The organism is Micromonospora sp. HM5-17, assembly GCF_003762835.1.
Classification (GTDB): Bacteria; Actinomycetota; Actinomycetes; order Mycobacteriales; family Micromonosporaceae; genus Plantactinospora.
The window spans coordinates 718,966-739,257 of sequence record NZ_RJWA01000002.1 but is presented as its reverse complement, the minus strand read 5'-3'; the positions used below and the strand labels follow the sequence as shown (position 1 = coordinate 739,257).

General features: G+C 72.6%; 17 protein-coding genes. 11 read left to right on the top strand and 6 right to left on the bottom strand.

All coding sequences use genetic code 11. The features are described 5' to 3' along the window. Window positions 1-4: 4 nt before the first annotated feature. The gene (locus tag EF879_RS08350; RefSeq protein ID WP_123556420.1) at window positions 5-661 is read right to left on the bottom strand and encodes a response regulator transcription factor; all 657 of its coding nucleotides are present in this window, start codon (window positions 659-661) and stop codon (window positions 5-7) included. Window positions 662-757: 96 nt separating this feature from the next. On the opposite strand from EF879_RS08350, the gene EF879_RS08345 reads away from it, so the two are divergent. The 4 genes from EF879_RS08345 to EF879_RS08330 all read left to right on the top strand — a co-directional run bounded on the left by EF879_RS08345 (window position 758) and on the right by EF879_RS08330 (window position 6,387). Then, window positions 758-1,864 (top strand): hypothetical protein, encoded by a 1,107-nt coding sequence (locus EF879_RS08345; protein ID WP_123556418.1) that lies wholly within the window; start codon window positions 758-760, stop codon window positions 1,862-1,864. Beyond that, window positions 1,861-2,844: an ABC transporter ATP-binding protein gene (locus EF879_RS08340; protein WP_123556416.1), complete on the top strand. Its 984-nt coding sequence runs from the start codon at window positions 1,861-1,863 to the stop codon at window positions 2,842-2,844. The genes EF879_RS08345 and EF879_RS08340 overlap by 4 nt, the downstream gene beginning before the upstream one ends. Further along, window positions 2,831-3,730 carry an ABC transporter permease gene (locus EF879_RS08335; RefSeq protein ID WP_123556414.1) on the top strand — a complete coding sequence of 300 codons (900 nt, stop codon included), beginning with the start codon at window positions 2,831-2,833 and terminating at the stop codon, window positions 3,728-3,730. The genes EF879_RS08340 and EF879_RS08335 overlap by 14 nt, the downstream gene beginning before the upstream one ends. A gap of 335 nt (window positions 3,731-4,065) precedes the next feature. Then, entirely contained in the window at window positions 4,066-6,387 is a 2,322-nt protein-coding gene (locus tag EF879_RS08330) for an AAA family ATPase (RefSeq protein ID WP_123556413.1), read from the top strand. Window positions 6,388-6,471: 84 nt separating this feature from the next. Here EF879_RS08330 and EF879_RS08325 read toward each other — a convergent pair whose 3' ends face one another. Further along, window positions 6,472-6,867 (bottom strand): hypothetical protein, encoded by a 396-nt coding sequence (locus tag EF879_RS08325; protein ID WP_123556933.1) that lies wholly within the window; start codon window positions 6,865-6,867, stop codon window positions 6,472-6,474. Between the two features lie 295 nt (window positions 6,868-7,162). On the opposite strand from EF879_RS08325, the gene EF879_RS08320 reads away from it, so the two are divergent. Further along, window positions 7,163-7,558 (top strand): hypothetical protein, encoded by a 396-nt coding sequence (locus tag EF879_RS08320; protein ID WP_233604312.1) that lies wholly within the window; start codon window positions 7,163-7,165, stop codon window positions 7,556-7,558. Between the two features lie 215 nt (window positions 7,559-7,773). Here EF879_RS08320 and EF879_RS08315 read toward each other — a convergent pair whose 3' ends face one another. Further along, window positions 7,774-8,751 carry a sporulation protein gene (locus EF879_RS08315; RefSeq protein ID WP_123556411.1) on the bottom strand — a complete coding sequence of 326 codons (978 nt, stop codon included), beginning with the start codon at window positions 8,749-8,751 and terminating at the stop codon, window positions 7,774-7,776. 254 nt (window positions 8,752-9,005) lie between these two features. On the opposite strand from EF879_RS08315, the gene EF879_RS08310 reads away from it, so the two are divergent. Then, window positions 9,006-9,893 (top strand): LLM class flavin-dependent oxidoreductase, encoded by an 888-nt coding sequence (locus EF879_RS08310; RefSeq protein ID WP_123556409.1) that lies wholly within the window; start codon window positions 9,006-9,008, stop codon window positions 9,891-9,893. 159 nt (window positions 9,894-10,052) lie between these two features. On the opposite strand, the gene EF879_RS08305 is transcribed toward EF879_RS08310, so the two are convergent. Next, window positions 10,053-11,435 carry a cellulase family glycosylhydrolase gene (locus tag EF879_RS08305; protein WP_123556407.1) on the bottom strand — a complete coding sequence of 461 codons (1,383 nt, stop codon included), beginning with the start codon at window positions 11,433-11,435 and terminating at the stop codon, window positions 10,053-10,055. Between the two features lie 502 nt (window positions 11,436-11,937). Here EF879_RS08305 and EF879_RS08300 point away from each other — a divergent pair. The 4 genes from EF879_RS08300 to EF879_RS08285 all read left to right on the top strand — a co-directional run bounded on the left by EF879_RS08300 (window position 11,938) and on the right by EF879_RS08285 (window position 17,332). Continuing rightward, the gene (locus EF879_RS08300; RefSeq protein WP_123556405.1) at window positions 11,938-12,900 is read left to right on the top strand and encodes a TIGR03557 family F420-dependent LLM class oxidoreductase; all 963 of its coding nucleotides are present in this window, start codon (window positions 11,938-11,940) and stop codon (window positions 12,898-12,900) included. 838 nt (window positions 12,901-13,738) lie between these two features. After that, on the top strand, window positions 13,739-14,233 hold the full coding sequence (locus EF879_RS08295) for a hypothetical protein (RefSeq protein ID WP_123556403.1): 495 nt from the start codon (window positions 13,739-13,741) through the stop codon (window positions 14,231-14,233). Between the two features lie 27 nt (window positions 14,234-14,260). After that, on the top strand, window positions 14,261-16,585 hold the full coding sequence (locus EF879_RS08290) for a sensor histidine kinase (RefSeq protein ID WP_233604311.1): 2,325 nt from the start codon (window positions 14,261-14,263) through the stop codon (window positions 16,583-16,585). Window positions 16,586-16,606: 21 nt separating this feature from the next. Further along, on the top strand, window positions 16,607-17,332 hold the full coding sequence (locus EF879_RS08285) for a response regulator transcription factor (protein ID WP_123556401.1): 726 nt from the start codon (window positions 16,607-16,609) through the stop codon (window positions 17,330-17,332). Window positions 17,333-17,429: 97 nt separating this feature from the next. Here EF879_RS08285 and EF879_RS08280 read toward each other — a convergent pair whose 3' ends face one another. Both EF879_RS08280 and EF879_RS08275 read right to left on the bottom strand, forming a co-directional pair. Then, entirely contained in the window at window positions 17,430-18,461 is a 1,032-nt protein-coding gene (locus EF879_RS08280; RefSeq protein ID WP_123556399.1) for a YihY/virulence factor BrkB family protein, read from the bottom strand. Window positions 18,462-18,925: 464 nt separating this feature from the next. Beyond that, window positions 18,926-19,687 carry a methyltransferase domain-containing protein gene (locus EF879_RS08275; protein ID WP_123556397.1) on the bottom strand — a complete coding sequence of 254 codons (762 nt, stop codon included), beginning with the start codon at window positions 19,685-19,687 and terminating at the stop codon, window positions 18,926-18,928. A gap of 75 nt (window positions 19,688-19,762) precedes the next feature. On the opposite strand from EF879_RS08275, the gene EF879_RS08270 reads away from it, so the two are divergent. After that, window positions 19,763-20,179, top strand: a complete 417-nt coding sequence (locus tag EF879_RS08270) for a MerR family transcriptional regulator (protein WP_123556395.1) — start codon at window positions 19,763-19,765, stop codon at window positions 20,177-20,179. Window positions 20,180-20,292 lie beyond the last annotated feature (113 nt).

Sequence of the window (20,292 nt, the reverse complement as noted above, 5' to 3'; positions counted from 1 at the left end):
CCCATCACGTGACCAGTCGGTAGCCGGCGCCCCGGACCGTCTCCAGCCGGTCCCGGCCGATCTTGCGCCGCAGGTAGCCGACGTACACCTCGACGGCGTTCGGGGCGGTGTTCAGGCTCGTGTCCCAGACGTGGTCCAGCAGCTCGGTCTTTGACACCACCTCGCCCGCCCGACGCAGCAGGTACTCCAGCAGCGCGTACTCGCGGGCGGTCAGTTCCACCTCGACCCCGCCCCGGGTCACCCGGCGGCGGGCCGGGTCCAGCGCCAGGTCTCCGGCGACCAGCACCGCGGGACGCTGGGGAGCGCCCCGGCGGAGCAGCGCGCGCAGCCGGGCCAGCAGGACCACGTACGAGAAGGGCTTGGTGAGGTAGTCGTCGGCCCCGCAGTCCAGCCCGTCCGCCTGGTCGTACTCGCCGTCCTTGGCAGAGAGCATGAGCACCGGGAGCCAGTGCTGCTCCGCCCGGAGCTGGCGGACCACCCGGTAGCCGGAGAGCCCGGGCAGCATCACGTCGAGGATCATGGCGTCGTACCCGCCGTGCCGCGCGAGTTCGAGCCCCTCCGGCCCGGTGCCGGCCACGTCGACCACGAACCCCTCGGCCTGGAGACCGCGCTGCAGCGCCGTGGCCAGCCTGGCCTCGTCCTCCACCACCAGCAACCGCACGGACCCAAGCCTGCCATCCGTCGCTGAGCGGGACCACAGCGCTTCTCAGCGGTTTCTCAGTGGCCACGGCGCAGGATGAGAGCAGGAGGTAGGAGCATGTCCGTTTTCCACACCCGGCCGGCGCTGCGCTGGCTGGTCCCGACCGGCGCGGCCCTGGCGATCGTCGGCGGCGGTGCGGCGGTCGGCACGTTCGCCTCGGCGGCCGAACCCAGCCTGCCCGAGCGCAGCGCCGCCCAACTCCTCGTCGACCTGCAGACCGCCCAGTTGGACGGCCTCTCCGGTACGGTGATCACGCGGGCCGATCTCGGCCTGCCGAGCCTGCCCCTGCCGAGCGGCGCGGGCGCGGCCCGGCTGGCCTCGCTGGTCTCCGGCACCCACACGCTGCGGGTCTGGTACGCCGGCCCGGATCAGACGCGGGTGGCGCTGCTCGACACCCTCGGCGAGACCGACGTGATCCGCAACGGCAGCGACGTCTGGTTCTGGGACAGCCAGGCCAACGAGGCACGGCACAGTACGCTCTCCGACTCGGAGCCGGGCCGCCCGGCCGGCGCCGCCGCGCTGCCGTCGACTCCGCAGGAGGCCGCCGATCGGGCGCTGGCCGCGATCGACCCGAGCACCCGGGTCAGCGTCGGCCGCTCCACCTCGGTCGCCGGTCGGGATGCCTACGAGCTGGTGCTGGAGCCGCGTGACGAGGGCTCGCTGGTCGGCCAGCTCAGGTTCGCCATCGACGCCGCCGAGCACGTGCCGCTGCGGTTCCAGGTCATCCCGCGGGGCACCCGCCAGCCGGCGTTCGAACTCGCGTTCACGCATGTCGACTTCGACCGTCCCGACCCGGTCCAGTTCACCTTCAACCCGCCCCCGGGGACGCGGGTGATCGAGGAGCCGGCCGGTCCGGAACCCAGGCCGGGGAAGGACCACCCGGAGCCGACGGTGGTGGGTGAGGGCTGGACGACCGTCCTGGTCGGCCGGCTTCCCGACGACAACCGACCGGGTGCCGGCGGGCCGGACGACGCCGGCACGCCGAAGCCGGGTGACGGGCTGCGGGGCCTGCTCGACCGGCTGCCGGCGGTGAGCGGGGCCTGGGGCAGCGGCCGGCTCCTGACCGGCACGCTCTTCAGCGTGCTGGTGACGGACGACGGTCGGGTGCTGGCCGGCGCGGTGACCCCGGAGCGGCTCTACACCGTCGCACAGCAGGTCAGATGAGCCAGTCACCGGTCGACGCGCCACGCCGCGCGCCTGGGGTCAGCTGGGCGGCGGAGCTGGCGGTGCAGAGCCGAGGGCTGACCAAGCGGTTCGGCCGCCAGGTCGCGGTGGATGCCGTCGACCTGGCGGTCCCCCGCGGGGCGGTGTACGGCTTCCTGGGCCCGAACGGCTCGGGCAAGACCACCACCATTCGGATGCTCCTCGGGCTGGTCCGGCCGACGGCGGGGACGCACGCCCTGCTGGGTACGGAGATGCCGGAGGGGGCGGCGCGGGTGCTGCCCCGGATCGGAGCGCTGGTGGAGGGGCCGGCGTTCCACCCGTACCTGTCGGGGGCGGAGAACCTCCGCCGCCTCGACGCCGCGGACCCGACCGCCGACCCGCGGACGGCAGCGGCGCGGATCGGCGCCGCGCTGGACCGGGTTGGGCTGGCCGCGGCGGCGGGCAAGCGGTACCGGACGTACTCGCTGGGGATGCGACAGCGGCTGGCACTGGCCGCGGCGATCCTGGCGCCCCGGGAGTTGCTGATCCTCGACGAGCCCACCAACGGGCTCGACCCGCAGGGCACCCGGGAGGTCCGGGCCCTGCTCACCTCGCTCGCCGCCGAGGGGGCCACCGTGCTGCTCTCCACCCACCTGCTCTCCGAGGTGGAACAGATCTGCACCGACGTGGGGGTGATGCACCGGGGCCGGTTGGTCGCGCAGGCGCCCCTGGCCGAGCTGCGCGCGTCCGCCGCGCCCCGGGCCCGGGTGGAGACCGACCGTCCGGCCGAGGCCGCCCGGGTGCTGCGCGAGCTCGGTCTCACCGACGTCGCGGAGGCCGCCCGGGAGACGACCGGCCTGCTCGGGCCGGTCCCGCCGGAGAAGGTCGTCGCCGCGTTGGTGCACGCCGCGGTGCCGGTACGCGGCTTCGCGGTGGCCGCACCGGATCTGGAGGAGCTCTTCGTCTCGCTCACCGGGGAGGGTTTCGATGTCAGCGGCTGAGCCGACCACCCGGGCACCCGGCTCCCCCGGTGCCGGTGCGGTGGCGGCCCCCGGTGCCGGGCACGGCTGGTCCGGTACCGGCCGGTTCTTCCGCTCCGAGCTGCGGCTGATCTTCGGCCGGCGCCGTAACCAGGCCGGGATGGCGGTGCTGGCGGCGTTTCCGGTGATCATCGCGATCGCGACCCGGATCGACCCGCCAACGGGCGGAGGCGGCGAGGCCGACTTCTTCGCCTCGATCACCGGCAACGGGTTCTTCGTCGCGCTGGCCGCGCTCAGTGTCGAGATCGGGCTCTTCCTCCCGGTCGCGGTCGCGGCGATCGCCGGGGACAGCGTGGCCGGCGAGGCGAACCTCGGCACCCTGCGCTACCTGCTGACCGTGCCGGTCAGCCGCAACCGGCTGCTCGCGGTCAAGTACGCCGCCATCGTCGTCTTCGCCCTCGCCGTCACCCTGCTGGTGGCGGTGGTGGGACTGGTGGCGGGGCTGGTGCTCTTCGGCGGCGGTCCGGTGACCCTGCTCTCCGGCAACCAGGTCGGGTTCGGTGAGGGGCTGCTCCGGCTCCTCGCCGTCTGCGGCTACCTCACGGTGGGGTTGAGCGCGCTCGGTGCCCTGGGGCTCTTCGTCTCGACGCTGACCGAGCAACCGATGGGAGCGATCATCGCGAACACCATCCTGGTGGTGGCCAGCCAGGTGCTGAACGCCATACCGCAGTTGGACTGGCTGCATCCGTACCTGCTGACCCACTACTGGCTGAACTTCGCCGAGCTACTCCGGGATCCCGTGGCGTTCGAGGCGCTCCGCCCGGGACTGCTCTCGGCTGCCGCGTACATCGTGATCTTCATCTCCGCCGCCTGGGCACGGTTCGCCGGACGCGACGTGACGAGCTGACCGCTTCGGGGGCGCCCCGGGTGTCCGGGTTGGACCGTACGCGCCCCCGGAGCGCGGCGGGACGCTGACGCCGGGACAACCGACGTGGCGACGACCACCACCCGCACCGCGCGGCCTTCGACGGGCGGGACAATCGGCGGCTGACCGAAAGCGGACAGGCTGGTTGGCCGCCCGAATGGCGTCTGGCCGCCTCTTTCCGCGTGCGCTATCGTTTATCGGCTCATCCAATGAAAAAGGACGGCGATTAAGCCGTCCGGCATTATTGTAACCGATGGAGAGACGGTTTGTCAAAGCATTCCGGCCTTTCGCGTCCCCACCAACAGAGCGCCGGGCAGATGGTGGAACCGGCCAGCAACCGCTCCGACCCCGACGTCGCGAACGGGCCAGCCGACGCCGCCGACCCGGAGCTGGCCGGCGAACAGCGATACGTCTCCATGCTCTACGGACGCCTCGACGAGCTGCGGGCGCAGGCGGCCCACCGGCTCGCGGCCGCGCTGCGGAACACCGGCGGGACCCAGCAGGAGCGGTCCCAGCGCGACACCACGGTGCGGATGTACGCCGAGCAGGTCGCGCGACTGGGCGCGGTGGAGCAGGGCCTCTGCTTCGGTCGGCTCGACCTTGACGACGGCACCCGCCGGTACGTCGGCCGGATCGGCCTCTTCGGGGACAGCGAGCACGAGGCTCTGCTGTTGGACTGGCGTGCCCCGGCGGCCCGGCAGTTCTACCTCGCCACCGCCGCCGCACCGGACGGGGTTCGGCGACGCCGGCACATCCGGACCCGCTTCCGGGAGGTCGTGGGGCTGAACGACGAGGTGCTCGACCTCTCCGACACGAGCCTGGCCGGCCACCGGGACAGCGGCGGGCTGACCAGCGAGGCCGCCCTGCTCGCCGCGCTGAACGCGAGCCGCACCGGGCGGATGACCGACATCGTGGAGACCATCCAGGCCGAGCAGGACCGGGTGATCCGGGCCGACCTGGACGGTGTCCTCGTCGTTCAGGGCGGGCCGGGAACCGGTAAGACCGCGGTGGCGCTGCACCGCGCCGCCTACCTGCTCTACACCCACCGGCAGGTCCTCTCCACCCGGGGTGTGCTCCTGGTCGGTCCAAACGCCACCTTCCTCCGCTACATCTCCCAGGTGCTGCCGGCGCTCGCCGAGACCGGGGTCCTGCTCCGTACGGTCGGGGAGCTCTTTCCCGGGATCACCGCCACCCGGGCCGAACCGGCCGAGGTCGCGGAGCTCAAGGGCCGGCTCGACATGGTCGAGGTGCTGGCCGCCGCGGTCCGGGACCGGCAGCGGGTGCCGGACGAGCCGGTGGAGATCAACATTGACCGGGACACCCTCGTCCTGGAGCCGGCCACCATCGCCGCCGCCCGGGAGCGGGTACGCCGGATGGGGCGCCCACACAACCTGGCCCGCCCGTTCTTCGAGATCGAGATCATCCACGCCCTCGCCGAACAGCTCGCCGAGCGGATCGGTGCCGACCCGCTGGGCGGCGAGAACCTCCTCGACGAGGCCGACCTCGCGGAGTTTCGCCGGGAGCTGCGAACCGAGCCGGAGGTGCAGGCGGTGCTCGACTGGCTCTGGCCGGTCCTCACCCCGCAGCAGGTGGTGGCCGGGCTCTTCGCCTCGGAGGCCCGGCTGGCGGCAGCTGCCCCGAACCTCACCGACGCGGAACGGGCCCTGCTGCGGCGGGAGCCCTGGGGCGGGTGGAGCCCGGCGGACGTACCGCTGCTCGACGAGGCCGCCGAGCTGCTCGGCGAGGACGACAGCGCTGCCCGGGAGCGGGCCGAGCGGCAACGCCAGGCGGAGATCGAGTACGCCGAGGGCGTACTGGAGATCGCCCGCGGCTCGAAGTCCTTCGACTTCGAGGACGACGCCGAGGACGAGATCCTCGACGTCACGGACCTGCTCGTCGCCGACCGGCTGGCCGAACGGCAGGCGGAGGCCGAGCAGTTGACCACCGCCCAGCGGGCGGCGGCGGACCGGCGCTGGGCGTTCGGCCACGTGATCGTCGACGAGGCGCAGGAACTCTCCCCCATGGCCTGGCGGATGCTGATGCGGCGCTGCCCGAGTCGGTCGATGACCCTGGTCGGCGACGTCGCCCAGACCGGATCGTTGGCCGGCGCCTCCTCCTGGGAGCGGGTCCTGTCGCCGTACGTCGGCGACCGGTGGCGGCTGGAGGAGCTGACGGTGAGCTACCGGACCCCGGCCGAGATCATGGCGGTCGCCGCCGAGGTGCTGGCCGAGATCGACCCCGCCCTCACGCCACCCCGGGCGGTACGTGCCACCGGCGTACCCCCCTGGGACGTCCGGGTCGACCGGTCCGACCTGGCCGACCGGCTCGCGGCGGCGATCCGGGACGAGTCCGCCGCGGTCGGCGACGGCCGGCTGGGGGTGATCGTGCCGGCCGGATTGGTCGACGAGCTGACCCCGGTGGTACGCGCGGCCGAGCCGGGGGTGTCGCTCGGTGACGACCCGGAACTCCGTAGCCGGGTGGTGATGCTCACCGTCGCCCAGGTCAAGGGACTGGAGTTCGACTCGGTGCTGGTCGTCGATCCGGAGCGGATCGTCGCCGAGTCGCCACGCGGCCGCAACGACCTGTACGTCGCGTTGACCCGGGCAACCCAGCGGTTGGGCGTCCTGCGGGTGGGCTGAGCCGAGGCGCGGCCGCGCGGCGGCCTGCCCGGCGGGGGCACGCGGGCCGTGGTCGGTACCGCCACGCGCATCCTGGCGGGCGGTCTAGGTGTCGGTGAAGTTGCCGACCTGCGTCGCCTGCCCGGATCCGTCGCTGGTGGATCCGCTGGCCGGGGTGTTGGTGCCACCGGTCGTGGCGTCCCCGGTGGTGGTCGGAGCGACCGGGCCGCCCGGCCGCCGGGCACGGCGGTGGCTGCTCGCCGGCCCGGCGGTGCCACCGGTGGTGGTGACGACCCCGCGGTTGCGGGTCGGTCCGCCGTCCCGCAGCACGTCCGGATCGCGCGCCCTGTCCGCCGGGTCCTCGATGTCGCGTTCGTGCGCCTCCCGGCCCTCGTCGACCGGCAGCGTCACCTCGTCCGTCGCGCCGGGAGCGTACTCGCCGCCGCCGATCCGCCGCTCCGCGCGGCGCGCCGACTCCCGCCGCTCGTTCTTCCCGCCCACGGCCACCACCTCGCACCTCGTCGTCCGGTGCGTGGAGTGTCCCCCGTGCCCGGGTCGGCAAACACCGGCGCGTGGCGCCGGACGCCGGGGCCGCCCGCATCCGCCGCGCACCGGGACGGGTGGCGACGCCGGTCTCACGTCCCCCTCGGGCCCGGCGGGCATCGGCCGATCCCGGCCGCGTCGCCGTTTGTGCTCCACCCCCTCGGGTAGCCAACAGGTGCCCCACCGTGGGTGGCGTGTGAGTGCCCCGGCAGGGGAAATTGCCGAAATTCTCATCGAATCCGAGGAGGAAAAGATGAGTACGCAGACCCCGTCCAGGCAGTCGATGGACCAGCAGCAGATCACGGAGATGCAGTCGGCACCGACCCGGGAGCTGCCCGGTCAGAACATCTCCAACCGGCAGATACAGCAGACGCTGGCGGACATGCAGGCCCGGATGGACGACGAGGCGCGGCACCGTGGCCGGGGCACCGAGACCAAGCCCTCGTTCCTGAGCACCGAGCTGTATGTCTACCTGCTCGCCGTCGGCGGTGTCCTGGGCGTGTCCGCCTGGACCGGCACCAACGCCGCCGGGGTGGACCGGTTCCCGGTGAACCAGGCATGGTTCTTCGTCACGCTGCTGACCATCGCCTACCTGGGTAGCCGCGGCCTGGCGAAGCTGGGCAACGCCTGGCGACGCTCTGGCCGGTGACGGCACTCCGGGCGCCCGGACGGCAACCGGGGGCGTCCCGGAGGTCTCGACGGTAGTGACATGACCCGTGGTCCCCACCGGATTCGGTGGGGACCACGGCGTACGGTCAGGACGCCGGAGGCCGCGCCCCGGGTCCGGAGCAGGGAGCACGCCGCTTCGTTCGGGGCTGCTCAGAGTCCCGCTCCTCGACCGAACCGGTGTCAGACCGTGGGCGGTCACTCCTCGTCGAAGTCGCCCTCGAAGACGTCCTCCAGCACCTCGCCGGCGAGCATCCCGCCGGCCACGCCGAGTGCGGCGCCCGCGACGAACCCGCCCAGGCCGCCCAGGCCGCCGTGGCCGCCGTGGCCGCCGTGGTGTGCCTGCTTGCCCGGCAGACCGCCGTGGCCGAAGCCGGGGTGGCCGAAGCCGGGGTGGCTGGTGTAGCTGGCGATGGTCTGGGCGAGCCAGGTCTCCACCTGCTGACGCCAGTCGACCTGGTCGACCTCGGCGTGCTGGGCCACGTACCGGCCGACGGTGTCGTGCCCGCCGGTGAAGAGGCCGCCCCGCTTGTCGCACTCGATGATGACGTCGACGCCCTGCTGGTTGGTCACGAAGGTCAGCTCGACTTCCCGAATGGCGTACGCGTACTGCGGCGCGGCGTAGAACTCGATCTCCTGGTAGAACGGGAGCGTCTGGTGCACGCCGTAGATGTGGCCCTGCTCGAGGTCCGCGGTCTTGAACTGGAAGCCGAGCTGCGCGAACGCTTCGAGAATCTTCTCGTGCACCGGGAGCGGGTGCACCGCGATGGGGTCGAGGTCGCCCTTGTCCACGGCCCGAGCGATCGCCAGCTCCGTACGGAGCCCCATGGTCATGCCGCGCAGCCGCTGGCCGTAGACGTCGGTGATCGGGGTCTCCCAGGGGACCGGAAGCTGGAACGGGATGGACATCTCCTGCTTGGCCTCCAGCCGCAGGGGCCCGCTCACCGGCAGCCGGTAGAACTCCACGGCGCCGGCGTACTCGGTGTCACCCGCCTCCATCTCGACCTGGGTGACCAGAGCGAGGGTGATCTGCTCGATGTCGGCCGCCGTCTCGCCCCCGCGCAGGTTCACCTGCCCATCGAGCACCAGGCCGGGCCGGGTGTTCGGGTTGGTCAGCACGGTGTCCACACTCGGACCACCGACACCGAGCGCGCTCAACATCTTCTTGAAGACCATAGGGTTTGCTCCTGTATCCGGAGGGTTACTCCTCGCGACGGGGGATGCCGCGGACCTCGGGCACGTTCCTCCACGGTGGATCATCACACCACGGGGTGACCCTATTCGCCGTAGCTGTGAGATCGCTGAAAGCGTTCGGGCGGTCACCCAATAGGGTGAGCCCCAGTCGGCGATCGGCCCGCGCCGGGCCCGCTCCGCGCGGGACCGGCTCCCGCCCGGGGGGGCGTCACCGCGGTGCCCTAGACTCCGGGCCCATGCGTGTCGGCATCGTCGTCCTCCCCGACCAGCGCTGGTCCGTCGCCGAGTCCCGGTGGCGTCGCGTCGAGGAGTGGGGCTTCGACCACGCGTGGACGTACGACCATCTCGGCTGGCGCGATCTGGTCGACGGCCCGTGGTTCGACGCGGTGGCGACGCTGACCGCGGCGGCGACGGCGACGACCCGAATCCGGCTCGGCACGCTCGTGGCCTCCCCCAACTTCCGGCATCCGGTGCACTTCGCCCGTGAGGTCACCGCCCTCGACGACATCTCCCGGGGCCGGCTGCTCCTCGGGCTCGGGGCCGGCGGGGCCGGCTTCGACGCCACGGTGCTCGGCGGTGAGGCACCGTCGCCCCGGCAGCGGGTCGACCGGTTCGGCGAGTTCACCGAACTGCTGGATCTGCTGCTCCGCACCGACCGGGTCACCTGGCGCGGCACCTACTACGCGGCGGTCGACGCCCGCAGCACCCCGGGCTGCGTCCAGTCGCCGCGGGTGCCGTTCGTCGTCGCCGCGAACGGACCCCGGTCGATGCGGCTGGCCGCCAGGTACGGCCAGGCTTGGGTGACCACCGGGATACGCGACGGCGACGACGTCGAGGCGTGGTGGCGGTCCGTGGCCGCCCTCGGCGAGCGGCTCGACCGGGTCCTGGCCGAGGAGGGCCGCGACCCGGCGACGCTGGACCGTTACCTCTCGCTCGACGCCGGCCCGGTCTTCTCGCTCTCCAGCGCCAGCTACTTCGACGAGGCCGCCGGGCGCGCCGCCGAGCTGGGCTTCACCGACGTGATCACACACTGGCCCCGAGAGTCGAGCTGGTACGCCGGTGACGAGGCGGTGCTGGAGAAGGTGGCGACGGAGGTCCTGCCCGGTCTGCGTCAGGCCGGCTGAGAAGCGCGATCGGGGGCGCCGGGCCGGAGCCGCCGCCCCACGTGCACGGGTCGACCGGACGACCGGACTGACGACCCGGCACCGCCTTGGTGCGACGGCGGTGCGGAGCCGCCGCCGTCGCCGCCCCACCGGCGGGCAACCGGCGGGGCGGCGCCGCGCTCAGCTGGCGGTGCAGCTCACCGTCGGCACGGTGTTGCTGCCGGTCCACGATCCGATGAAGCCGAATCCGGCGCTCGCGCCGGCCGCCAGGCTGCCGTTCCACGACACGTTCCGGGCGGTGACGCTCGACCCGCTGCTGGTGACGGTGGCGTTCCACGCCTGGGTCACCCGCTGTCCGTTGGCGAAGGTCCAGCTGACGGTCCAGCCGCTGATCGGCGCGCTGCCCGCGGTCACCCGGACGTCGGCCTGGAAGCCTCCCTGCCACTGGTTGGTGATCGCGTACGTCGCCGTGCAGCCGCCGCTACCGCCCGGCGGGGTGGTCGGCGGGGTCGTGGGCGGAGTGGTGGGCGGGGTGGTCGGGGGCGTCGTCGGGGGGTTCCCGCCGTAGACGGTCGCCTCCCGGCTGGTCTGCCGGATCCCGTTCGCCCCGTTGAAGATGCGCTGGCCCCAGGAGGTGAGCTGGTTGACGTTGAAGTTCGTCACCATGTCGAGGTACTCGACCCCGCCGCCGTTGCCGCTCCACGACCAGCCGATGTAGCCGATTCCGTTCTGCTGGGCGTACGCCATGATGGTGTCCTCGTCCGGGTTGCCGTCCGAGTGGTTGTGGCCGAACTCGCCCACCACGATGGGCAGGTTGGCGCTACGGAACCGGCCCAGGTAGTCGGTGATCTCGGCCGCGGTGTCGAAGACGCCGTACATGTGGATCGAGAAGATGGTGTTGCGGTCGGGGTCGCTGGTGAAGACGCTCTGCGCGTTGTCCCGCATGATGAAGCGCCAGTCCTGGCCCCACATCGGGGCGTCGACCATGATGGTGTGGTCGAAGCCGGCGTCGCGCAGCCGCGTGATCGCGTTGCGGGTGTGGGTCGCCCAGTTGGCGCTGACGCTCTCGTTGTTGCCGAACGGCTCGTTCCCGATGTTGATGATGACGTAGCTCTCCTGGCCGACCAGGGCGCTCCGGATGCTGATCCAGTAGCTGACCGCCTGGTCCAGGGTGATCGCGGCGCCCTCCTCGCCATACCCGGTGGTGTCGTGCACCTCCAGGACGCAGATCAGCCGGTTCTGCTTGCACAGGCTGACCACGTTGGCGACGTCGCTGGCGCTGTTCTGGGTCCACCGGTGGCCGCTGCTGAGCACGACCCGGACGGTGTTCGCGCCCAGCGACTTGATGTTCGCGAATGAACCGGTTTGGTTCGGGTACCAGGTGTGTGGGTGACTGACCCCGCGCATGATGAACTCGTTGCCGTTCGCGTCGAGCAGCCGCCCGCCGGCGATGGTGAAGCCGGCCGCCGCCCGGGCCGGCACGCCGAACACGGCAACGGCGCCGACCATGGCGACGACGAGTGCGAACAGGCTCGCGGCGATGGCGGAGATCTTCGTTTTCATGACCTACCTCAGGGAGATTCCCCGGTTGGGGAGAGACGTGTGGGGACGGGTAACTGCTGCCCGACAGTTACCGGCCGACTCCCTTCGGCGGCACGGATCAGGGTAGGCGCATGAATCGATTAACGCAACCGGTTAAGTTGTTGCCACCCAGGGGCCGGACTCATGCTGGCCGCGAACCGCCCGGTGGGCGCATCCCGTCCGCGTCGATGGCTCCGCGGCCGACCCAGCCTGACGCCCGGCCGTCTCGACGCCCGCCCCGGGGCCGGGCGCTACGGTGCCGGTCTGGCCATCAGCCACTCGCACCCCGCCAGCGTTACCTGAACCGGTTAAGGGTGTCGGTACGGATCCCCGTACCGGGCTCGTGGGGGTCGTCCGGCCCGCCACGACCCCCGTGGTGGGCGTGGACCTCGCCGAGGCGCGACGGGGGTAGCGGAGCCGCCCAGGGGTAGAGGAACCGTCGGGGAGAGAGCGCCGGAGCCGGACGACAGAGGAGGTTCGCCCCATGGTGGCGGTGGGCTACACCCTGATGTGTGAACAGACCGGGCCGAAGGAGCTGGTCGCGCAGGCGGTCCAGGCCGAGGAGGCCGGTTTCGACTATCTGGTCATCTCCGACCACTACTATCCCTGGTTGACCTCACAGGGCCATTCGCCGTACGCCTGGGCCGTGCTCGGGGCGGTCGCGCACGCAACCTCCCGGATCAGGCTGATGACCCTCGTGACCTGTCCGATCCGGCGCTACCATCCGGCGGTGGTCGCGCAGAAGGCGGCGACCGTCGGCGTCCTCTCCGACGGGCGGTTCACACTCTCGCTCGGCGCCGGAGAGAACCTGAACGAGCACGTCGTCGGCGCCTGGCCGCACGTCCACCAGCGACACGAGATGTTCGAGGAGGCGCTGCAGATCATCCGGCCGCTGCTGGACGGGGAGAACCTCTCCTTCGCCGGCCACCACTTCGAGGTGCCCGAGGCGTACCTCTGGGACCGGCCGGAGACGCGGATTCCCATCGCCGTCGCCGCTTCCGGACCGCACTCCGTCCGGCTCGCCGCCGAGTACGGCGACGCGCTGGTCTGCGACAACCCCGACGCCGGCGTTGTCCGGCGGTACGACGAAATCGGCGGCGCCGGCCGGCCACGGTACGGCCAGGTGGCGCTCTGCTACGGTCCGGACACCGACGACTGCCGCACGACGGTCCACGAACAGTGGCGCTGGGCGACGCTGAACTGGTCGGTCAAGTCGGAGCTGCCCGGTCCCGAGTCGTTCCGCAACGCCACCGAGGCCGTCCGGCCGGCGGACGTCGCCCAGGTGGTGCCCTGCGGACCGGACCTGGACGCCCACGTCGCGGCCGTGCGGCGGTACGTCGACGCCGGCTTCACCGACGTGGCGCTCGTCCAGGTCGGCGTCGAGAGCCAGCCGATGTTCCTGGACTGGGCCCGCGACGAGTTGCTGCCCCGACTGCGGGAGGTGTGACCGGCATGCGAATCGGTGGTGTGGAGGTCAGGCCCCTCGGCGGCGGCCTCGGTTGCCTGCTGATGATCCTGATCTCGCTACTCGGCTCCGTCGTGCTGACCGTTCTGGTCAACCTCGTGTTCTGAGGCGCCTCGACCGCTCGCCGGGCCGTCGGTCCGGCGACCGGTGCCGCCGGCCAGCGGTCGCTCGTCGCCCGGCCGCCGCACGGGTTCCCGGCCTCCGGTCCGTGCCTGCGGCCCACCGACCGCCCGCAGCACTCCGGCAGCCCGGTCGGGCCCACGGGCCCCCAGCTGCCCGTCGGCCCGACCGCCCCCCGTCGACCCGGCCGCCCCGCCGATCCCCGCCCCCCAGCGGTCCGGCCGGCGCGGACGTCCCGGCCCCACCGTCCACATCGTCACGACCGACGGCGGTGGGCGGACGACCACCGCTGGCACGTCCTCGACCAGGTTGCCGTCCGGGTCGACGAGACACGGACGCCATCCCCCGTCCAGGTCGAACGGCCACCGTCGGCGAACTCGGCGAACGATCCCGGCCGTCGCCGGGGCGGCCGGTGCCCCTCATCAGGGTGCCGGCGACGGCATCGGGCCAACATCGACCAGACGTACCGCAGCACGCGACCGGACCGCCGCCGGCACCGGCGTCCGCCGCCCCGAGGGCACCGGAATATCCCGGGCCGGCCGGGACACCGGTCCCGGGCCTCCGGGACACCGGAACGGTCATGATGCCTAGCCGACGGCTGGTACCCACTCCACGTTGAGGATCGGTCCTAGGCTGCGGGTGACAGCACGTCGCGACCAGCGCCGATCACTGTCGGAAGCGGATACCCGAAGGGAGTGTCATGACCACGTTGTCGAGTCGCCCGGCCACAGCCACGGACGTCCAGCCGATCGTCATCGCCAGCGACAACAGCTTCGCCCACGCCTATGACAGCGTGGCGGAGATGTTGGCCGAGAAGGACCTCGGCGAAAAGGGAGGCCTCGAGTTCTTCGATCGGGCGGGACGGCGGCTCGTCCCGGTGCTCAGCCACGCGTGGGAGCTGGAAGGACTGGTGCCGGCACTCGACGACCCGGACCCCGAGCTGGTCCAGGCCCGGCTACAGGCCGTGGTCCAGCACGTGGGCGACTACATCCGGCGGCACCCGGAGGTGGTGGCCGGGTCGGGTCTGTCCGTGGACGAGGCGATCGCGGCCCTGCCGACGATCGGCACCGGGACGCTGGCGGAGGACGCCGCGCAGTTCCCGGGTGCCCAGCCGTCGTCGGACGGGGCCATCCAGCTGATGGACTCGGGTGGATGGTTCCACAACGCACTGCACGCGGCCGGCTGGTCGCACTGACAATCTGACCGGTCGGGGGTCGCTGGGGTGAGGTCCACCGAAGAAGCCGGACGGTGGCCGGTACGTCGGGTCGGCGTCGTGGCCGGGGCGGCGGCGCTCGTCGCACTGGTCATCGTCGGGCAGCTGGTGAACACCGGGGGGACGACGGGAGTCCTGACCGCCGAGAACGCGGTGATCGCGGTGGCCTTCCTCACGATGGGCGCGATGGTGCTCGTGAGCACGCCCCGCCATCTCGTGGGCCGACTCATGCTCGCCGCCGGGGGGGCGGCGAGCATCGGCGTACTCTCGACGAGTTGGACGAACTGGCTGGTCGTGGACTGGCTCAGTCAGTGGACCTGGTGGCCGGCGTACGGGTTGATCACACTCGCCCTGCTGGTCTTCCCGGACGGGCGCCTGCCCTCGCCCCGCTGGCGGCCGCTGGCCGTGCTCATCGTCGCCGGTACGGTGGTGGCGGCGGTCGCCTTCGCGGTCGCCGCCCTGGACGACCCGCGCGATCTGATCAACACCAGCGACCCCGGGCCGGCGGTGACCGGTCGGGCCCGGCTGCTGGTGCAGATCGGGCTGCTCGCCGTCGCGGCGACCCTGGTCGGCCTGGTCGCCGTCCTGGTCTCACTCTTCCAGCGGTGGCGGCGGGCCGATGGTGAGGCCCGAGCCCAACTGGCCTGCCTGCTGACGGCCGGGGTCCTGCTGGTGCTCGGCGTGGTGCTCGAGGCGATGAACCTGACCGGTGCCTGGGTCATCATGGTGGTGGCCCTGCCGGTCGGCATGGGGCTCGCGATCCTCCGGTACCGGCTGTACGGCCTGGACCAGGTCATCAACCGGACCCTCGTCTGGCTGGTGATGAGCCTGCTGGTGATCGCCGGCTTCGTCGGGCTGATCACCCTGCTGCGTGACCTGCTGATGGCGGACGACACCTCAAACGCCTCCCTGGTGGCCACCGGGCTGATCGCGGTGGCCTTCGAGCCGGTCCGTGGCCGGGTCCAACGTGGTGTCAACCGACTGCTCTACGGCGACCGGGACGACCCGTACCAGGTGATCACCCGCCTGGGCGACCTGCTCGGTCGGACGGTCGAGCCGAACGCGGTGCTCCCGCTGCTGACCGGCACGATCGCCCGTTCGCTGCGGGTGCCGCAGGTGGCGGTCGAGGTCGAGGGCCGGGAGGGCCCGCGGATCCTGGCCGCGCACGGCACGTCGAACAACCCGATCGAGTCGTTCGAGATGGTCGCCCGAGGAGAACGGGTCGGCCGGCTGCTCGTGGCGAACCGGAGTGCGACCAGCCGGTTCTCCCCGGTCGAGCGACGGCTCCTCAACGACCTCGCCCTCCAGGCGGCGGTGGCGGCCGACGCGGTACGGCTGATCCACGACCTGCAGGAGTCCCGGGAACGGCTGATCACGGCACGGGAGGAGGAGCGGCGGCGGCTGCGCCGGGATCTGCACGACGGGCTGGGGCCGACCCTCGCCGGGATGGCGATGCAGGTCCGGGCCGCGCAGAAGCTCGCCGCGGGACAACCCCGGACCGCCCGGATCCTCGACGCGCTCGCGGCCGACCTGCAGACCTGCACCGCCGAGGTACGCCGGCTCGTCAGCCACCTACGTCCACCGGCGCTGGACCGGGGCCTCGCGGCCGCGCTGCGTAACGAGTGCGCCCGGTTCGACACCGCCACGCTGTCGGTCCGGCTGGAGGTCGACGGCGACCTTCAGGGGCTCCCGGCGGCGATCGAGGTGGCCGCGTACCGGATCGTCGCGGAGGCGCTGACCAACGTGACCCGGCACGCCCAGGCCAGCAACTGCCGGGTGACCGTCCGTCGGGACCGGGCGCTGACGCTGGACATTGTCGACGACGGCGTCGGGCTGGGCCCGCGTCGGCCCGGCGGGGTGGGCCTCGACTCGATGCGGGAGCGCGCCACCGAACTCGGCGGCGACTTCGAGATCAGCGCCGTGGAGCCGCACGGCACCGCGGTCCGGGTCCGGCTGCCCTTCCAGCCGATCCCCTCCGACGCCGCCGCGGACGGATCGGGGGGCGAGGGGCGTACCGGACCGGCCCGGGAGGCGGAACCGCCCCGGACGACGGAGTCGGCCCGGGAACCGGAGCCGCCCCCCGCCGGTGCCGCGGCACCACAGGCCGGCGACGCCGTTGCCGGCTCCCGGGCGCACCCGACGGAGCTCGGCACCCGCGCATCCGCCGCAGACCCCTCCGGGAACAGCCCCGAGATCGGGTCATCGTCCGGCCAGGCCAAGCCCGAGCCCGGTCTGCCGCACCCTCGAGCCCGCTGCGTTCCATCCGACACGGGCGGCCGGGACGACGGCACCAGCGTCCGGACCCCGGACGGGGAGGCTGACCTCATCGGATAGCCCGCTACGCTGAACCCCGCGATGGCCGCGACCGGCGACGCGGGGCGCCGGGTCGGCGGCCTCGCCCCACGACCCCGGCGTGCAGAGGCGGGCGACGACATGGTGCACGGTGGACGGATCCTCATCGTCGACGACCACCCGGTGGTCCGGCGCGGCCTGCGCACCATGCTCGAAGGTGAGACATGGGTGAGCGAGGTCTTCGAGGCGGCAACCGTCGCCGAGGCGGTCGCCCTCGCGGTCGCCGAGCGGGTCGAGGTGGTCGCGATGGACGTGACGCTGCCCGACGGGGACGGGGTCGAGGCCACCGGGCGGATCCTGCAGGCTCGCCCGGAGGTCAAGGTGTTGATGCTGACCATGGCCGACGACGAGGAGATCGTGGTCCGTGCCCTCCGTACCGGCGCCCGGGGCTACGTCCTCAAGGACACCGATCCGGACGCCGTCGTCGACGCGTTGCGGACGGTGGCACAGGGTGGCGTCGTGCTGGGGCCGGGAATCGGCCCCTCGGTGCTCGCCTCGCTGAACCGTACGCCGGCCGAGCCGCCGGCCCCGTTCAACCAGCTCACCGCGCGCGAGCGGGACATCCTCGGCCGGCTCGCGCTCGGCGACACGAATGCCCGGATCGCCCGGCACTTCGGGCTCAGTGAGAAGACGGTACGCAACCAGCTCTCCAGCATCTTCGCGAAGCTCGGGGTATCCGACCGGGTGCAGGCGGCGCTGCTCGCCCGCGACGCCGGTCTCGGCCGCTGAGCACCGGGAACATCGCTCCCCCACGCCGGGCACTCGGCGGAACGGGCGAACTGACCACCGACCGGGACGGGGCAGGCGGCGGCCCGGCGGCGTGACGTCAGGCGCCGTGCCCCGCCGCACTGCTCGCGCCGACCACGTCCGGCTCTGGCACGTCGACCACGTCCGGTTGTGGCGCCGGCTGCCAGCAATCCGGTTCGGCCGGCTCACGGTCACCGATCCGCAGCGCCTCGAGTTGGGCGGCGAAGGCGAGGCCACCGAAGAGCGCGATCCCGGTCAGGTTGGCCCAGAGGAGCAGCGCCATCATCCCGGTCAGCGCGCCGTAGGTGGCGCCGAAGGCGTCGCTGAACCCGACATAGCCGGCGAGCAGGACGCTGGCCAGCCACCACAGCACCGTGCTGAGTCCGGCCCCGAACAACAACCAGGAGAGCCCGGGCTGGCGGCGCCGCGGGGCGTGCCGGAACATCACCGCCACCGCGAAGACGGTCAACCCGAGGCTGAGCGGCCAGCGCAGGACGTCCCAGCCGAGGTCCGCGGCCGATCCCCACCAGTCGTAGTGCCGCCGGACCGAGTCGCCCAACGCACCACCGCCGACAAGGATGAAGAACCCGGCCAGCGCCGGGGCGCCGGCACAGACCGCCAGAACGGCAGCCCGGAGGTACTTTCGGAGCGCCGGCCGGTCCCGTTCCACCCCGTAGATCCGGTTGGCGCCCCGCTCGACCTGGGCCATCGTCGTCGTGAGCGAGACCATCCCGGTGAGCAGGCCCAGCAGCAGCGCCAGCTCGCCGGCGTCCTCGGTCCGCTCGGTGTCGACGAGCAGCTCCGTGACGACGGCGTCGCTCGCCCCGGGAGTCAGCGCGACCACCGTCTCGGCGACCACCAGCCCGCCCTCCGCCACACCGAGTTCGCTGGTCAGGCCGGTGAGTGCGATCAGGAACGGCACCACCGCCAGGCAGAGTTGCAGGGCGAGCGCCCGCGAGTGGCTGAACGCGTCGCCGTAGCGGAACCGGATGAAGGCATCCCGAAGCAGGTGCCAACCGCCGTACCGGCGCAGCGTGTGCCACGCGTCGTCGGCGGAGAGCTCCTCGTCGGCCATCAGCCGCGTCTCGGGGACCCGCCGGGTGCTGCTCACCGGCCCTCCCCCAAGGAAGGGCCCCCTGTTATCGCTTTTGGTATAGGAAGGGGCCCTTCCTCACCAGTCGGGACGGCGAGCCGGGGGACGATCCGGCGCAGCCAATCGAGGTCGGGCTGTTCCATCGGGTTGACCACCACCGCGGACCGTGGTCCGCCGGTACCGCTCGTCGCGCCGCACGTGCCGTGTCCGTTCACGGCCGCCAGTGTGCAGCAGCCGGCGCCGCCGGGGCGAGTCGGGCGCCGCGACCTGGCCGGTCACCAGGCGGTCGGGTGCCCGGGCCTGGCCACCCGCCGCAGGCCCCGGGCGGCCCGCCTGAGAAACCCCGGCGGGCCGCCCGGGGCGCAGACGGCCTGCCGGAGGCCGTCGATCGTCTGCCGCCACAGCTCGCGGAGGTCGAGCCGGCTTCGGTGAGGATGCGGGCGGCCAGCCGTACGGGTTCGGTCTCGGCGAAGACGCGAGGATCAGCGGGTCGCGGCAGCCAGGAACATGGGGGCGGCGACGATCAACCGGCCGCTGGCGGCACGCCGGTTCTGCTCGCCGAGCCACGCCTCGGCCTGCTCGGCGCTGATCGCACCCGTCCGACGAGCGGCCTCGGCGTACCTGGTCAGCAGCTGGTGTGCGGTGGCATCGGTGAGGATCGCGGTGTGCACCTCGACCTCGACGTCCTGGAAGCCGCCGTCGAGCAGGAGGTTGCGGTAGGCGCGGGCGATGCGGGGCTGGGGCACGGTGTCGGCGCGGGCCTGCACGATGCGCCGGGTCAGGTCGGGCTGGTCGGAGTCGATGATGACGGCCTCCCAGTCCTGACCGACGAGGACGATGCGACCGCCGGGAGCGAGGACGCGGCGGGCTTCGGCCAGGGCGGCGGCGGGTTCGGGCAGCATGTGATACACCTTGTCGGCCCGGTAGCCCTGGGCCCGCCCGTCGTCGAGGGGCAGGTCGGTGGCGTTGCCGGCGCGCACGTCGATGCCGGGGAACCGGTTGCGGGCGGCCGCCAGCATCGCCGCGTCGGGGTCCACACCGATAGCACGGGCGCCCTGCTGGGCGAGTTCGGCGACGGCACGGCCGGCGCCGCAGCCGACGTCGACGACCGTCGCGCCCGGGCGCACCCGCAGCAGCTGGTAGCCGCGGTTGCGGAGCGCGACGGCGTCGGGCGCGTTCTCGGCCGCGTCGAGGAGCCGGATGAGCTTCTCGGAATCCGTGTGGATGGTGTGCGTGTCGGACATGGGCGTACTGTGCGACTTCAGGTGGACCTGAAGTCAATTCGGAACGGCGCGAATCTGACCTCGGTGAGGTGGCCGATGGAGTACTCGATCGGGGAACTGGCCGCCCGCTTCGGGCTGGCCACGCACGTCCTGCGGCACTGGGAGGACGTGGGCCTGCTGTCACCGGCGCGGCGGGTGGCGGGCCGGCGGGTGTACGACGCGACGCACGTGACCCGAGTGGCGGAGATCCTGCTGGGCAAGGAGGCGGGGTTCAGCCTGGCGCAGCTGCGGGAGCTGTTCCTCGCGCCGGACCGGGATCGGCGACGGGACGTGCTGCGTGACCAGTTGGCCCAGGTGCGGGAACGGATCGCCCGGCTCACGCTGTCACAGACGCTGCTGGAACACGGCCTGCGCTGCGGACACCAGGATTACCACTCGTGCCCTCGCTACCAGGAGATGGTGCTCGCCCGGCTGGACGGCGTGAACATGGCTGAGGCACTGGACCACTCCTGAGCCTCGATCGTCCCGCCGCTCGGGCGCCACACCTCGCCCGAACGATGCAGACCGGCACAGCCGGCGCGAATCGGCCCACACGATGCGGTCCGCGGCATGAACGGGCAAGCCGG

Coding starts and splice junctions, on each gene's coding strand:
- EF879_RS08345 (WP_123556418.1), top strand. CDS start 758: ATGTCCGTTTTCCACACCCGGCCGGCGCTGCGCTGGCTGGTCCCGACC.
- EF879_RS08340 (WP_123556416.1), top strand. CDS start 1,861: ATGAGCCAGTCACCGGTCGACGCGCCACGCCGCGCGCCTGGGGTCAGC.
- EF879_RS08335 (WP_123556414.1), top strand. CDS start 2,831: ATGTCAGCGGCTGAGCCGACCACCCGGGCACCCGGCTCCCCCGGTGCC.
- EF879_RS08330 (WP_123556413.1), top strand. CDS start 4,066: ATGGTGGAACCGGCCAGCAACCGCTCCGACCCCGACGTCGCGAACGGG.
- EF879_RS08320 (WP_233604312.1), top strand. CDS start 7,163: ATGAGTACGCAGACCCCGTCCAGGCAGTCGATGGACCAGCAGCAGATC.
- EF879_RS08315 (WP_123556411.1), bottom strand. CDS start 8,751: ATGGTCTTCAAGAAGATGTTGAGCGCGCTCGGTGTCGGTGGTCCGAGT.
- EF879_RS08310 (WP_123556409.1), top strand. CDS start 9,006: ATGCGTGTCGGCATCGTCGTCCTCCCCGACCAGCGCTGGTCCGTCGCC.
- EF879_RS08305 (WP_123556407.1), bottom strand. CDS start 11,435: ATGAAAACGAAGATCTCCGCCATCGCCGCGAGCCTGTTCGCACTCGTC.
- EF879_RS08300 (WP_123556405.1), top strand. CDS start 11,938: ATGGTGGCGGTGGGCTACACCCTGATGTGTGAACAGACCGGGCCGAAG.
- EF879_RS08295 (WP_123556403.1), top strand. CDS start 13,739: ATGACCACGTTGTCGAGTCGCCCGGCCACAGCCACGGACGTCCAGCCG.
- EF879_RS08285 (WP_123556401.1), top strand. CDS start 16,607: ATGGCCGCGACCGGCGACGCGGGGCGCCGGGTCGGCGGCCTCGCCCCA.
- EF879_RS08275 (WP_123556397.1), bottom strand. CDS start 19,687: ATGTCCGACACGCACACCATCCACACGGATTCCGAGAAGCTCATCCGG.
- EF879_RS08270 (WP_123556395.1), top strand. CDS start 19,763: ATGGAGTACTCGATCGGGGAACTGGCCGCCCGCTTCGGGCTGGCCACG.